The organism is Collimonas sp., from assembly GCF_035566555.1.
Taxonomy (GTDB): domain Bacteria; phylum Pseudomonadota; class Gammaproteobacteria; order Burkholderiales; family Burkholderiaceae_D; genus Collimonas.
Genome location: NZ_DATMRB010000174.1, coordinates 41,040 through 55,108 on the forward strand (window position 1 = coordinate 41,040; position 14,069 = coordinate 55,108).

Here is a 14,069-nt window from a genome sequence, read left to right on the forward strand (position 1 = left end):
TTAGCGATTCAGCTCGCAGTCGACAGCTTCAGGCCGATCAGCCCCAGCACGATCAGGCTGACACTGGCGATGCGCGCCAGACTGGCCGTCTCGCCCAGCAGCATGATGCCGGCAATGAAGGAGCCCAATGCGCCGATCCCGGTCCATACCGCGTAGGCGGTGCCAAGCGGCAAGGTACGCATCGCGATCGCCAGCAGCCAGATGCTGATGGCCATGCCGGTCACCGTGATCACGGATGGCCAGAGGCGGGTAAAACCTTCAGAGTATTTGAGGCCGACGGCCCAGACGATTTCGGCTAAGCCGGCGAGAAAGAGAATGATCCAGGCCATGCGACCTCCAGTAGTGGGGTCGTCCCCGGATAGAATGCTGTGCCAGGTCGTCCAGGCACCGGATATCAAAAGAATATTAGTATAGCGGTTTCGCCGCTTACCTGCCCCTCCACTCTTTTTAAGCGCCATGACAAAAACCTTCGGCTTGTTCCTGCTGACCGCCATCGCCGAACTGCTCGGCTGCTATCTGCCGATGCTGTGGCTCAACAACAAAGCTTCGGCATGGCTGCTGCTGCCGGCGGCAATCAGCCTGACGATATTCGTCTGGCTGCTGACCTTGCACCCTGCCGCCAGCGGCCGCGTGTATGCCGCTTATGGCGCGGTGTATATCGCAACGGCGATTTTCTGGCTGTGGAGCGTCGACGGCATTGCGCCACGCTGGACCGATCTGCTAGGAGCAGGACTCGCATTGTCAGGCGCGGCGGTGATCGCCTTGGGCGCGCGCACCTGACAAGGAAGCGATCTAACGGATCAGTGCACGCCGATCCATCCCAGGCCGGCGGCGAACACCACATACAGCAAGCCGAACAGCGCCAGGATACCGCCGCTCAGCATGCCCTTGCGCAGCAGCGCGTATAAACCGAACATCGACATCATGGTCACGGCGGCGGCCCAAATCAATGCGGGACTGAGCATCCACGGCGTAAAAATCAGCACCAGGGCGGTCGGGATGGTGGCCTGGATCATCATCGCGCCGCTGATATTGCTCAAGGCCAGCGTCTGCTTGCCCTGCCTGACCCAGATCACGGCATTCAGGATTTCCGGCAGCTCGGTCGCAATCGGACTCAGCAGCAAGGCAGTCAGCTGCGGCGAGATGCCGAGCCAGGGTGAAATTTCACCAAGCTGATGCACGAACAGCTGCGAACTCAGGAAAATCACCACCAGCGCCACCAGTGTCTGCAGCAGCGCCCAGCCCAGCACCGGCTGTGGATCGTGGGGGCGGAACTTGAGCGGTTCCAGCTCGTGGATCTCGGCATCGGCATCTTCCTCCTTGCGCATTTCGCCCCAGATGTAGACACCGTAGGCCAGCAGGAAAAATACGCCCAGCCAAGGCTTGATGGCAAACGCCACCAGCCCGAGGCCGACCTTGACGATGAAAATTCCGATGAACCAGGCTTGATCCCGGCTCAGGCGCGCGGCGGCGCTGGCCGACAGCAGGATATTGCCGAGCTTCTTGCGGTTCAGGATGAACATCAGTCCCACCACCGCGTAGGCGATGGTGGCCAGCACCAGTGGACCGCCGAGGGCCGCGCCGACGCCGATTTCGCGGTGCGCGGCATCGCGGCCGAACACCACGGCGACAAAGGTCACCACGCTTTCCGGCAAGGCCGTGCCAAACGCCGCCAGCACCGTGCCTACCGCGCTCTGGGCAATGCCGAGCCGGCGTCCTACCCACTCGATACTGTTGACGAAATATTCACAAGACAAGTAGATGACCACGGCGGAGCCGAGCAGCAAGGCGATAGCGAGCATCATGCGCACACCTCGGCCACGAATGCAGGAGACAAGACAAGCGATACAGAGGAAAAGCTGGCTGTAGCAGTGCGCCGGCACTGCCATTGGCGATAATTAAGCATGGGACATCCTGAGGGCCGGGCACTGACGAATGGCGCGACGCCTTCGCCCGGCCGGGTAAAGGACATGCACCATAGGTCTTGCCAAACCGTGCGGTCGCGCATGCCATGGCGTAAATTGGATACAGCGCCAAGTATGTTGACATGTGCTCTTCGAAAGACTCGAAGGCGGCTACTCCCCTAAGGAGCCGCAATTTTATCATTGAAATATTACCGGCGGCAATGATAGCCGCCGCCCCCTTAAACATTCTCCTGCGCAACAAGCCAGGTAACAAACGGCTTGGATAACAGATAACAGGCGCAAAAGAGATAAAATGGCGGCTTATTTGTAACGGAGCACATTTTTATGAAATGGGCAGTAGTCAGTATTTTCATTTTGTCGGTCTTGTATGTCCATTTTCGCGGCAAGGCGCGCCTGCCGTTTTTCCGGCAGCTGTTCGACCATTCGTCGATCATGGCGCCGCTCAACATCTTCATGTACATGTTCTCGAAGGTGCCGACCAACACGCCTTACCTGCCGACCAGCACCTTTGCCGACCTCAAGATCCTGGAAGACAACTGGGAAACCATCCGCGATGAAGCACAGGGCCTGATCGGCCTGGAAAAAATCCGCGCCGCGGAAAAGAATGACGACGCCGGCTTCAACTCTTTCTTCAAGGCCGGCTGGAAACGCTTCTACCTGAAATGGTATGACGCCAGCCATCCCTCGGCCGAGCAGTTCTGCCCGAAGACGGTGGCGCTGCTGCGCCGCACGCCGAGCGTCAAGGCGGCCATGTTTGCCGAACTGGCGCCGGGCGGCACTCTGAATCCGCACCGCGATCCGTTTGCCGGTTCGCTGCGTTATCACCTCGGCCTGGTGACGCCGAACGACGACCGCTGCTTCATCGAAGTCAACCAGCAGCGCTACAGCTGGCGCGACGGCCAGGGCGTGGTGTTTGACGAAACCTATATCCACTGGGCGCAGAACGGCTGCGACAGCAACCGCATCATCATCTTTTGCGACATCGAGCGGCCAATGCGCTACCGCTGGGCGCAAGCCATCAACCGCTGGCTCGGCCGCCACATGATGAGCGCGGCGGCCTCGCCCAACGAAACCGGCGACGAGACCGGCGGCATCAACAAGCTGTTCCGTTTCGTCTGGGCTGCAGGACAGTACCGCCGCCGCCTGAAGAAATTCAGCAAGCCGCTATACATGTGCATCAAGTTCGGGCTGATCATCGGCGTTGTGCTGGCCATTATCTATCTCTGATCGCTACGCCGGACACGTTTCAGCAAGCCGCCTGCGGGCGGCTTTTTTGCGCCTGTTTCCGTCTCTTTTGCAACGGATATACAGATCGTTATATTGCGATGCGGAAATATAAATCGGCTTTCACGGGTAGACTACCGTTTCTATTCGCCATAAGGAAAACCCATGATGACTCGCTCGCTTATTTCCGCAGCTTTCCTGTCGCTTGCAGCATGCTCCACCGCGCCATCGCTGGCGCAAGACAGGGGCAGCGATGGACTCGCTGAATCCAACGCCCAGAACCGGCCGGTCAAGGTCATGATCATCACCATGTTCGGCCCCGAAGGCCAGGCCTGGCTGGATCGTATCGGCCCCTGGAAAACCGTCTCCGTGCCCGGCCTGTCGCCCGACTATCCCGATGTCCATTGCAACCGGCAAGACGTCTGCGTAGTCACCACCGGCATGGGCTACGCCAATGCATCGGCGTCGATCATGGCCCTCACCTTCTCGTCGCGTTTCGACCTGCGCCACACCTATTTCCTGATTTCCGGGATTGCCGGCGTCGATCCTGGCCGCGCCACCGTCGGCTCGGCGGCATGGGCTAAGTACCTGGTCGATTTCGGCATCCAGTGGGAACTCGATGCGCGCGAAATCCCGGCCGGCTGGAATACCGGCTATCTCGGCATCAACACCAAGAGCCCGAGCGACAAACCGCCGCTCGACTACCGTAATGAAGTCTTCCAGCTGAATCCAAAGCTGGCCGACGCCGCCTTCGCGCTGTCGCGCAACGTGGTGCTGGCGGATAGCCCGCAAGCACAGGTTGCGCGCTCCAAGTTCAGCTATGCGCCCGCCAACCAGCCGCCGACAGTAGTCCAGTGCGACATCGCCTCCGGCAATACCTGGTGGTCCGGCACGCTGCTGGGCGAACGCGCAAGACAGTGGACCAAGATCCTGACCGACAACAAGGGCGTGTACTGCATGACGGCGCAGGAAGACAACGCTACTTTCGAAGCATTGAAGCGCGCATCCAGCATCAAGCGGGTTGATCTCAGCCGAGTGGCGGCATTGCGCACCGGCTCGGATTTCGACCGCCCTTACCAAGGGCAGACCAGCGCCGACAACCTGCTCAACTATGCCGACCAAGGCGGCTTCGTGCCGGCCACCGAGAATCTGTACCGCGCGGGTAATCCGCTGGTGCAGGATATCGTGACGCATTGGGGCGAGTGGCGTGACGGGGTGCCGCACCGATAATGCTGTGACAGAAGAAAGAGGTCACGTCTTACTGCGTGACCTGAATCTGAAGCAAGGCCTGCTTCACTCCAAGCCGCGCTCGCGGCTTTTTCTTCGTCTGTTCCTTGCGCCCTACGCCATTCCAACAAATGGGACTCGCAGCAACCTGCTCACTGCTTTTCAGGCTTTTGCCACTACTGCCGCGACCTGCTCTTCTTCACAATTGATCGCCGACTATCCCAGATACGGCCCTCAACAATTTCCAAACAACAGGCAATACACAAAAACACACAGGAAATGCTTATTTTGTGTATTTTTGTGTAAAATACCAATGAACAGCTCAGACCTTATCAAACAACTGAAAGCAGCCGGATGGCTGCATGTCTCCACTCGAGGCAGTCACCATAAGTATCGCCATCCTGTCAGCGGCAAATCCGTAGTTGTTCCGCATCCAAAGAAGGATCTGCCGCTTGGTACCGCCGAGAACATCTTGAAACAGGCCAAACTGAAGTGAGGGCAAAAATGTTATATCCACTGTATGTATGGAAGGACGAGAATAGCGCTTACGGCGCCAGCTTTCCGGATCTTCCCGGCGTTTTCACTGCGGCAGACGATATGAACGACCTGCCGGCAAAAGCCCAGGAAGCTGCGGAAGCCATGTATGAGGGCGAGGCGCATATGCCTGAAGCGAGCTCCATCGAAAAATGGAAAGACGCGGCAGACTACGCCGGCGGCTACTGGATGCTGGTCAACATCGACCGTTCCAGAATCAACACCAAGCCCGTGCGGCTCAACATTTCATTGCCGGAAAACCTGTTGCGCGAGATTGACGCCTTCGCCAAAGCCCATCAATTGACCCGTTCCGGCTTCCTGGCCCAGGCTGCGCTGAAGGCGATGGCTCGGTAAAGAATCAGGACCTGGCGCTTTATTGCCAGCCATGATCAAGTCGCGACAGGCGCTCCTTTCGAAATGCCCGTCGCCTGCGTATTTACTCCATCAACCCCGCGCCGGCAATATCTTGCCGCTGACCACGCCAAACCCGACGCGGTAGCCGTCGCCCTGGCACCAGCCTGTCATCGCCACTTCATCGCCATCCTGGATAAAGCTGCGCTGGCTGCCGTCCGCCAGGCTGAGCGGATTCTTGCCGTTCCAGGTCAGCTCCAGCAGGCTGCCATAGGCTTCCGGCGTGCTGCCGCTGATGGTGCCGGAGCCCATCAGGTCGCCGATGCGGGTGTTGCAGCCGGAAACGGTGTGATGCGCCAGCTGCTGCACCATGGTCCAGTACATGGCTTTGAAATTGGTGCGGCAGATGGTTTGCGGCTGGGCGGCGGCGCCTGGTTGCAGGACTACTTCCAGCGTGATGTCGTAGCCGTTCTTGCCGCTCTGCTGCAGATACGGCAGCGGTTGCGGCTGCTGTGCCGGGCTATCGACGCGGAACGGTTCCAGCGCATCCATGGTGACCACCCACGGCGAGATCGAGGTGGCGAAGGACTTGCTGTTGAACGGGCCGAGCGGCACGTATTCCCATTGCTGCAGGTCGCGCGCGCTCCAGTCGTTCAGCAGCACCATGCCGAAGATGTGCTGCTCGGCATTGGCGATATCGATCGGCTCGCCGAGGGCATTCGGCTGGCCGATGATGAAGCCGGTCTCCAGCTCGAAATCCAGCTTGCGGCAAGCTCCGAACACCGGGGCGTCGCTGTCCGGCAGCTTCAGCTGGCCCATGGGGCGCTGCAGCGGCGTACCGCTAACCACCACCGAGCTGGCGCGGCCGTTGTAGCCGATCGGGATGTGCAGCCAGTTCGGCAGCAACGCATTGGCCGGGTCGCGGAACATCGAGCCGACGTTGGTCGCGTGTTCTTTCGATGAATAGAAGTCGGTATAGCCAGGAATCTCCAGCGGCAGGTGCATCGTCGCCTGGTCTTGCGCCACGAATACCTTGTCGCGCAAAGCCTGGTTATCGCGCAGCTGGAGATTATCGTGACGCAGCAGTTCGCTGATGCTGGCGCGGGTGTTGCGCCAGGTCTGGCGGCCCAGCGCGATGAAGGCATTCAGGGTGGGCTGGCGGAACACTGCAGGGCTTAGCGTCAGCAGGCCGGAATCGGCCAGCGCAGCCAAGTCCAGCACCTGGTCGCCGATCGCGACGCCGACCCGCGGCGCCGGATCGGCGGCAGTGCTGAACACGCCGAAAGGCAGGTTCTGGATAGGAAAGTGCGACTCCGGCGGAGTCGGAACGAAGGATTTCAATGTCGGATCGTTGGCTTGCATAATGTCTTTTCTCTTAGGGTTGACCGTTGAAGTTCTTTTTCAAGCCGTGCCAGCATTGCAGGTAGTCTTTCTGCAGCAGCGGCGTCGCCAGCGCATAGGGCGTCGGATGAATTACGTAGCGGCTTTCAAACATGAAGGCCATTGTATTGTCGATGCGGTGCGGCGCCAACTCGGCATGCGACGCTTTCTCGAAAGTGGCGGCGTCCGGACCGTGGCCGCTCATGCAATTGTGCAGGCTGCCGCCGCCCGGTGTAAAACCGTCGGCCTTGGCGTCGTAAGCGCCATGGATCAGGCCCATGTACTCGCTCATGACGTTGCGGTGGAACCAGGGCGGCCGGAAGGTATGCTCGGCCACCATCCAGCGCGGCGGGAAAATCACGAAATCGACATTCGCTGTGCCGTGCGTATCCGACGGTGAAGTCAGCACAGTGAAGATCGACGGGTCGGGATGATCGTAGCTGACCGTGTTGATCGTGTTGAACAAGCCCAGGTCGTATTTATACGGTGTGTAGTTGCCGTGCCATGCCACCACATCCAGCGGCGAATGATCGATGCGCGCCGCCCACAGCTTGCCGCCGAACTTGGCCAGCAGCTGGAACTCGCCCTCGCGGTCCTCATAGGCCGCTACCGGCGCCTGGAAATCGCGCGCGTTGGCCAGGCCGTTAGAGCCGATCGGCCCCAGTTCCGGCAGCTGGAAGGCGGCGCCATAGTTTTCGCAGACATAGCCGCGCGCCGCGCCGTCCGGCAGTTCGATGCGGAAACGCACGCCGCGCGGAATAACGAGGATTTCGCCTGGCTTGACTTCCAGCACGCCCATTTCCGTCCTCGCCAGCAAGCGCCCCTGCTGCGGCACGATCAGCAGTTCGCCGTCGGCATTGTAGAAAAAGCGCTCGTGCATGGAGCGGTTCGCCGCGTACAGATGGATGGCGATGCCGGCCTGTGCAGCAGCGTCGCCGTTGCCGGCAAAGGTGACCATGCCGTCGATAAAGTCGGTGGGCTGGTCGGCAGCCGGCAATGGATTCCAGCGCAGCTGGTCGGGCGGCGTATCAATCTGAGTAAATGGACCGCTGGCCAGCAGCGGCTGCTGCAGCTTTTCAAAAGCGTGATGCATCGCGCCCGGCCGGATGCGGTACAGCCACGAACGCCGGTTGTGCGCGCGCGGCGCGGTGAATGCGGTGCCGGACAGCTGTTCCGCATACAGGCCGTAAGGCGCTTTCTGCGGCGAGTTCTGCGCCGCTGGCAAGGCGCCGGGCAAGGCTTCGCTGGCGAAGTCATTGCAGAATCCTGACTGGTAACGAAGCGTGTTGATATATTCCATGGGTTTTATCCTTGATGGTCTGGTCTTAGGGCGCAAGCACCGCCTGCGCATTGTGGCGATTTGAGGTGTCCTGCATCAACATCAGCATCACCGCCGATACCAGCGCCGGCGCCGCCAGCAGCAGGAAGATGCTGCTGTTGGGCCAGTGCAGGCGGATCAGCTCGCCGCCCAGCACCGGCCCGACAATAGAACCGATGCGGCCGACGCCCAGGCTCCAGCCGATGCCGGTGGAGCGCAAGGTGGTTGGATAGTAAGTTCCGGCCAGTGCATTCACCGCCGGCTGGCCGCCGACGATGCAGAAGCCGGCGACGAAGATGCTGGCAAACAGGAACAGCAGAGAAATTTCTGGCCGGCCGATCAGGGCCACCGCCAGGCCGGCGATCAGGAATACCGGAATCAGCACGCGGCGGAAACTGGAACGGTCGATCAGCTGGCCCATGATCAGGGTGCCGAGCGTGCCGCCGATCTGCAAGACGGTGCCGGCCATGACGGCGGTGGCGGTCGACAGGCCGGCATCCCTGGCGATGGTCGGCAGCCAGTTGGAGAGGAAATACAGGTTCACCAGGTTCATGAAATTGATGATCCACAGCAGGATCGTGACCTTGGCCCTGCCCTGCTGGAACAGCTGCATCACCGGCGCGCCCTTGCCGGCTTTTTCGTTGACGACGTAACGCGTATCCTCGCCAATCGCGACGGCGGGATCGATGCGGCGCAGCCACTTGCCGACCTGTTCCAGGCGCTTGCCGCGCAACACCAGGAACTGCATCGACTCCGGCAGCAAGAAGATCATCAGGATGCCGATCACCAGCGGCACCACGCCGCCGACATGGAATACCGATTGCCAGCCGAAGCGCGGGATCAGCGCTGCCGATAACAAGCCGCCCAGCACCGCCCCCAGCGTGAAGCCGCAGGAAACCAGCATCATCAAGGTGACGCGCTTGCGCAGCGGGCTGTATTCACCCGCCAGCGCCATGGCGTTGGGCATGATGGCGCCCAGCCCAAGGCCGGTGATGAAGCGCAATGCAATCAGCTGATCGACCGTGGCGGCCAGCGGCGTCGCCAGCATGCAGGCGGCAAAGAACAGGGTGGCGGCGATCAGCACCGGACGGCGGCCGATGCGGTCGGCCAGGATGCTGAAGGTGAGCGAGCCGAGCAGCATGCCGAACAGGCCGGCGCCGAATACCGGACCGAGGTTGGCCTTGTCTATGCCCCACTCCTGGATGATGGCGGGCGCCACATAGCCCATGGCCTGGACGTCGAAACCGTCGATGATCAGGCAGATGGCGCACAGGGTCAGCATGACGATCTGGAAACCGCCGATGCGGCTGCGGTCGATCAGGGCGGGAATGTCGATCGGGCTGCTGTTAGAGCTTTGCGTCGCAATGGCCATGCGTGTCTCCGGGAGGATGTTGGCGTCGTATCAATACGATCTGTTTTTTGCCATTATCATCCTTTTTAATAATCAGAAAAATAGGCAATAATTAAAATCATTTTTTAATTAACTTAAATAATATAAAATCATCATCATGGACAGGCTGGAATCGTTGCGGGTATTTTGCCAGGTGGTAGAACTGAACAGCTTCAGCCGCGCCGCTGAACAGCTGGAGATGTCGAACGCCACCATCACCAATCATATCGCCGCCCTCGAGCGGCATTTCGGCGCGCGCCTGCTGAACCGCACCACCCGCAAGATTTCCCTCACCGACGATGGCCACAGCTGCTACCAGCGGGCCCAGCGCCTGCTTGGCGACATGAGCGAACTGGAAGACGGACTGCAGGGCCGGCGCGTGACGCCGCAAGGCATCTTGCGGGTCGACGTGCCGACCGTGATCGCCCGCATCTACCTGGCGCCGGCGCTGGCGCGCTTCAGCGCGCTCTATCCCGAGCTGTCGATCCGCCTGAATGTCGGCGACCGCATGGTAGACATGGTGGAAGGCCGCGGCGACGTCTGGATCCGCATCGGCGAACTGAAAGATTCCAGCATGGTGGCGCGCCGCATCTACCAGACCCGCAATCTATGCTGCGCCGCGCCCGGATTTCTGGCGCAGCACGGAACTCCGCAGACGCCGCAGGACCTAAGCAACTTCCGCTGCCTGGCTTTCATCCATCCTAACAGCGGCCAGAACGTGCCGTGGACCTTCAGCAAGGGCAAGCAGGAATTCAGCTGGGCGCCGCCCGGCAATATCGCCATCAATCACGCGGAAACCTTGATCCACGCAGCCGCCAGCGGCGCCGGCATCGTCCAGCTGCTGACGCTGTCGCTCAACCCGCAGATCCGCGCCGGCCTGCTGGCGCCGGTGCTGGCCGACTGGGCCACGCCGGGGCCGCCGGTGTCGGTGGTGTATCACCAGAGTCATCAGTTGTCGGCCAAGGTCAGGGTTTTTGTCGATTTCGTTACAGAGCTGTTTGCCGCGATCGACTAGAGTTTGCTGTCATCCACGTTTTCTATGTTTTATCAGCCAGGAGAAGTCATGCATTGGGTCTATCTATTGATCGCCATCGTCGCCGAAGTGATTGCCACCAGCGCCCTCAAGGCCAGCGCCGAGTTCACCCGGCTGGTGCCGTCGGTGGTGGTGGTGGCCGGCTACCTGACGGCCTTCTATTTCCTGTCGCTGACCTTGCGCACCCTGCCGGTGGCGATCGTGTACGCGATGTGGTCGGGCATCGGCATCGCGCTGATTGCCCTGGTCGGCTGGCTGTTCCTGAAGCAGAGCCTGGATGCCGCAGCGTTGGTCGGCATCGGCCTGATTGTCTCGGGCGTGCTGGTGCTGAACGTGTTCTCGAAGACCGTGGCGCACTAAGCGCTCGTCAAGCCGGCTTCAGTTTTGCCACAGCGGCGGCTCGTCCATCAGGGCGATCTGCTCGCGTAATTCCAGCACCCGGTCCTGCCAATAGCGCTGGGTATTGAACCATGGGAAGGCCACGGCGAAGGCCGGGTCGTCCCAGCGCCGGGCGATCCATGCCGCGTAGTGGATCAGGCGCAAGGTGCGCAGCGCCTCGATCAGGTACAGCTCGCGGGTATCGAAATCGCAGAAGTCTTCATAACCTGCCAGCAATGAGCCCATCTGCCGCACCATGTCCTTGCGTTCGCCGGACAACAGCATCCACAGGTCCTGTACTGCCGGTCCCATACGGCTGTCGTCGAAGTCGACGAAATGCGGTCCGGCGTCGGTCCACAGCACATTGCTGCCGTGGCAATCGCCATGCAGGCGCAGCGAGCCGACCGTACCGGCGCGCTCGAAGCAGCGCCGCACGCCCTCCAGCGCCTGGTTCACAATGCTGCGATAGGCTTCCAGCAAATCTGCCGGGACGAAGTTGTTGGCCAGCAGGAAGGCGCTCGGTTCTTCGCCGAAGCTGGCGATATCCAGAGTCGGCCGGTGCTGGTAGTTGCGCAAGCCGCCAACGGCATGGATACGCCCCATGAAACGGCCCAGCCATTCCAGCGTAGCGTCATCCTCCAGCTCCGGCGCGCGGCCGCCGTGGCGCGGAAACACCGCGAAGCGGAAACCGTCGAATTGATGCAGGGTGCTGCCGTCGGTAGCGGCCCAGGCTGCCACCACCGGGATTTCGCGCTCCACCAGTTCCTGCACGAAACCGTGCTCTTCCAGGATGGCGGCGTCGCTCCAGCGCTGCGGCCGGTAGAACTTGGCCACCAGCGGCGGCCCCTCTTCCATGCCGATCTGGTAAACGCGGTTTTCATAGCTGTTGAGCGCCAGCAGTCGGCCGTCGCCGTGCAGGCCGATGCTGTCGAGTGCATCCAGTACGGTATCGGGAGTGAGCGTGGCGAATGATGCAGGGGACGAAGTATTCATCCGTCCATTGTAAGCGCCGGCGGCTTACTTCCCGACGCGATTAGGCACTAAAGCTATAGATGCCGGCTAAAGCATCATGATAAGTTGCAAAAAAATCATTTAGTGCCAGTGGCATGCCAGGCCGATTAATCTGCTAAAATTAACTTACTAGGTTAAAAATGGAAAGCCAACGCCGCACTGCCATTTATCCATCGTCAAAACTTTGGTTAAGGCAGGGCAAGTGTGTACGACCAAAAGCACCCGCGAAGGAGCTGTTGAACTGGGCCTGGATTTCGGCGCCATGCTTGAGGTAGTCATGGCTCTGAGCTCTGCCGATTTCTATAAGAGCATGACTAGCCATGCTGATCATCGGATATGGCAGGATGTGTACAGGCCGGTTACGCCATTTGGCAAGATCTACCTGAAACTGACGGTGATTGATGAATTGCTCATCGTGTCATTCAAGGAACTCTGAACATGAAATGCCCAACTTGCGGCGCGGCTGAACTGGCTCACGACACACGCCCCATGCCGTACACGTATAAAGGTGAATCCACCACGCTTCCGGCGGTGAGCGGCGAATACTGCCCCGCCTGCGGCGAAGCAATTCTAGATGCGGCAGAATCGCGCCGCACCATGAAATTGATGAATGAATTCAACAAGCATGTGAATGCAGCGAGCGTCGACCCTGCTTTCATAACCAATGTCCGCAAAAAACTCGCGCTCGACCAGCGCGAAGCCGCCGAGATTTTTGGCGGCGGCGTGAATGCCTTCTCACGCTATGAAAACGGCAAAAGCAAACCTTCCGTGGCTCTGGTGAAATTGCTGCAACTGCTGGACCGGCATCCCGACTTGCTGGCGGAAATCAGGACCGTTCACGCGGCGTCAGCATGACGTAGGCGCCGGCGGCCCCTTGCCATTAGCATCCATTACACCAATAGTCCCGCAGCCGTCGCACCAGGAGCCCTTTATGCCAGCCATCGCCCTCAACCATTACAACCTGCGTGCGCCGCGCGCGCTGTTGCTACAACTGAAGGAATTTTATTGCGAAGTGATCGGCCTGGAAGTCGGCGCGCGGCCGCCTTTCGACAGTTTCGGCTACTGGCTGTACGCCGGCGGTCAAGCCGTGCTGCACCTGAGCGAAGCGCGGACAAGCGATGTCAGGCATACCGATATCGCCACCAGCTTCGACCACGTCGCCTTCAGCTGCATCGATCCCGAGGACATGGAGGCGCTTCTGCGAGCGCGCCAGCTGCCCTATCAGGTGGCATTTGTGCCGTCCATGCAGCAAAAGCAGATCTTCCTGCGTGATCCCGCGGGCAATGGAGTGGAATTGAATTTCACCTACATAAGCTAAATATCAAAGCGCTTTTTTAAGCTGCTTTTTAAGTCGTTTTCGGCAGCAGGGCTGGGCAACATCGTTTTACGATAACGGTTTCATGCCCGACAGCCAAGCACCATGCCCACGCCATCATCCGCTCCACCACGCATTGCCGGCCTGCTGCGCGCCCTGCTGCTCAGCCTCTCTCTGTGGCTGCCTGCCGCCGCCCTGTCCTCCACGCCAGCACCGCCATTGATGCTGGCAAATGTCTACCATCCCGGCATCGCGCTGGCCGATTATTGGGTCAGCGAGAAACTGGACGGCGTACGCGCTTACTGGGATGGCGAGCAATTGCTGACACGCGGCGGCCAGCGGATCAACGCTCCGCACTGGTTCATCGCCGGCTGGCCAAAAGTGGCGCTGGATGGCGAACTATGGGCTGGCCGCGGTCAATTCAGCCATGCGGTTTCGACCGTGCGCCGCGAAGCGCCTGACGATGCCGCCTGGCGTCGCATGCGCTTCATGGTGTTCGACCTGCCCGCCCATGCCGGCACGTTCAGCCAGCGTCTGCCAGCATTGCAAAGCACGCTCGCCAAACTTGCCGTGCCTTGGGTGCAGCCGGTGGAACAGAGCAAGCTGGGCAGCCACGCAGCCTTGCAAGGCTTGCTGCAACAAACCGTCAGGCAAGGCGGCGAAGGCCTGATGCTGCACCGGGGGGCATCGCTCTACCGTGCTCAACGCAGCGACGACCTGCTGAAAGTGAAGACGCATGAGGATGCCGAAGCCAGGGTCGTCGGCCATCTGCCCGGCAAAGGCAAATACCAGGGCATGCTGGGAGCATTATTGGTGGAAACGCCGGACGGCCTGCGCTTCAAGCTCGGCAGCGGCTTCAGCGACGCGCAGCGGCGCCAGCCGCCGGCGCTGGACAGTGTCGTGACCTACCGCTTCCGCGGCTTGAATGACAGCGGCATCCCCCGGTTCGCCAGTTTCATGCGAGTGTACGAACAATAGTTGCG

The 14,069-nt window shown here is 60.3% G+C and carries 16 protein-coding genes, 1 pseudogene and 1 riboswitch; of the genes and pseudogenes, 11 read left to right on the forward strand and 6 right to left on the reverse strand.

The features are described from left to right. Positions 1-8 precede the first annotated feature (8 nt). A complete protein-coding gene (sugE, locus tag VNZ65_RS21880; protein WP_325672822.1) occupies positions 9-329 on the reverse strand; it encodes a quaternary ammonium compound efflux SMR transporter SugE in 321 nt (106 codons plus the stop codon). 127 nt (positions 330-456) lie between these two features. Between sugE and VNZ65_RS21885 the strand changes: the two genes are divergently transcribed. After that, positions 457-780, forward strand: coding sequence for a YnfA family protein (locus VNZ65_RS21885; RefSeq protein ID WP_325672824.1), 324 nt, complete (start codon positions 457-459; stop codon positions 778-780). Positions 781-800: 20 nt separating this feature from the next. Here VNZ65_RS21885 and VNZ65_RS21890 read toward each other — a convergent pair whose 3' ends face one another. Next, positions 801-1,805 (reverse strand): sodium:calcium antiporter, encoded by a 1,005-nt coding sequence (locus VNZ65_RS21890; RefSeq protein WP_325672826.1) that lies wholly within the window; start codon positions 1,803-1,805, stop codon positions 801-803. 111 nt (positions 1,806-1,916) lie between these two features. Further along, positions 1,917-2,089: riboswitch (yybP-ykoY riboswitch) on the reverse strand. Positions 2,090-2,249: 160 nt separating this feature from the next. On the opposite strand from VNZ65_RS21890, the gene lpxO reads away from it, so the two are divergent. The 4 genes from lpxO (at position 2,250) to VNZ65_RS21910 (ending at position 5,264) form a co-directional block, all read left to right on the forward strand. Next, positions 2,250-3,152: a lipid A hydroxylase LpxO gene (gene lpxO / locus VNZ65_RS21895; protein WP_061938231.1), complete on the forward strand. Its 903-nt coding sequence runs from the start codon at positions 2,250-2,252 to the stop codon at positions 3,150-3,152. A 162-nt stretch (positions 3,153-3,314) separates the two neighbouring features. Further along, a complete protein-coding gene (locus tag VNZ65_RS21900) occupies positions 3,315-4,379 on the forward strand; it encodes a purine nucleoside permease (RefSeq protein WP_325672830.1) in 1,065 nt (354 codons plus the stop codon). Positions 4,380-4,689: 310 nt separating this feature from the next. Beyond that, on the forward strand, positions 4,690-4,872 hold the full coding sequence (locus VNZ65_RS21905; protein WP_325672941.1) for a type II toxin-antitoxin system HicA family toxin: 183 nt from the start codon (positions 4,690-4,692) through the stop codon (positions 4,870-4,872). An 8-nt stretch (positions 4,873-4,880) separates the two neighbouring features. After that, a complete protein-coding gene (locus VNZ65_RS21910) occupies positions 4,881-5,264 on the forward strand; it encodes a type II toxin-antitoxin system HicB family antitoxin (protein WP_325672832.1) in 384 nt (127 codons plus the stop codon). A gap of 90 nt (positions 5,265-5,354) precedes the next feature. Here the strand turns inward: VNZ65_RS21910 and fahA are convergent, their stop codons facing one another. Genes fahA through VNZ65_RS21925 form a run of 3 tightly spaced genes read right to left on the reverse strand, consistent with a single transcriptional unit; the run spans position 5,355 to position 9,331 of the window. Then, the gene (gene fahA, locus VNZ65_RS21915; protein WP_325672834.1) at positions 5,355-6,623 is read right to left on the reverse strand and encodes a fumarylacetoacetase; all 1,269 of its coding nucleotides are present in this window, start codon (positions 6,621-6,623) and stop codon (positions 5,355-5,357) included. 13 nt (positions 6,624-6,636) lie between these two features. Then, entirely contained in the window at positions 6,637-7,941 is a 1,305-nt protein-coding gene (gene hmgA / locus VNZ65_RS21920; protein ID WP_325672836.1) for a homogentisate 1,2-dioxygenase, read from the reverse strand. Positions 7,942-7,966: 25 nt separating this feature from the next. Continuing rightward, positions 7,967-9,331: an MFS transporter gene (locus tag VNZ65_RS21925; RefSeq protein WP_325672838.1), complete on the reverse strand. Its 1,365-nt coding sequence runs from the start codon at positions 9,329-9,331 to the stop codon at positions 7,967-7,969. A gap of 136 nt (positions 9,332-9,467) precedes the next feature. Between VNZ65_RS21925 and VNZ65_RS21930 the strand changes: the two genes are divergently transcribed. Further along, entirely contained in the window at positions 9,468-10,364 is an 897-nt protein-coding gene (locus VNZ65_RS21930) for a LysR family transcriptional regulator (protein ID WP_325672840.1), read from the forward strand. A gap of 48 nt (positions 10,365-10,412) precedes the next feature. Next, positions 10,413-10,742, forward strand: a complete 330-nt coding sequence (locus VNZ65_RS21935; RefSeq protein ID WP_098495873.1) for a DMT family transporter — start codon at positions 10,413-10,415, stop codon at positions 10,740-10,742. Between the two features lie 18 nt (positions 10,743-10,760). Here the strand turns inward: VNZ65_RS21935 and VNZ65_RS21940 are convergent, their stop codons facing one another. After that, positions 10,761-11,753 (reverse strand): serine/threonine protein kinase, encoded by a 993-nt coding sequence (locus VNZ65_RS21940; RefSeq protein ID WP_325672843.1) that lies wholly within the window; start codon positions 11,751-11,753, stop codon positions 10,761-10,763. A 163-nt stretch (positions 11,754-11,916) separates the two neighbouring features. On the opposite strand from VNZ65_RS21940, the pseudogene VNZ65_RS21945 reads away from it, so the two are divergent. The 4 genes and pseudogenes from VNZ65_RS21945 to VNZ65_RS21960 form a co-directional block, all read left to right on the forward strand. Then, positions 11,917-12,207, forward strand: a pseudogene (locus VNZ65_RS21945) (type II toxin-antitoxin system MqsR family toxin); the annotation flags it as partial. A gap of 2 nt (positions 12,208-12,209) precedes the next feature. Beyond that, entirely contained in the window at positions 12,210-12,626 is a 417-nt protein-coding gene (locus VNZ65_RS21950; protein WP_325672845.1) for a type II toxin-antitoxin system MqsA family antitoxin, read from the forward strand. 76 nt (positions 12,627-12,702) lie between these two features. Continuing rightward, positions 12,703-13,089 (forward strand): VOC family protein, encoded by a 387-nt coding sequence (locus tag VNZ65_RS21955; protein ID WP_325672847.1) that lies wholly within the window; start codon positions 12,703-12,705, stop codon positions 13,087-13,089. 102 nt (positions 13,090-13,191) lie between these two features. Further along, the gene (locus VNZ65_RS21960; RefSeq protein WP_325672849.1) at positions 13,192-14,064 is read left to right on the forward strand and encodes a DNA ligase; all 873 of its coding nucleotides are present in this window, start codon (positions 13,192-13,194) and stop codon (positions 14,062-14,064) included. The last annotated feature ends 5 nt before the right edge of the window (positions 14,065-14,069 follow it).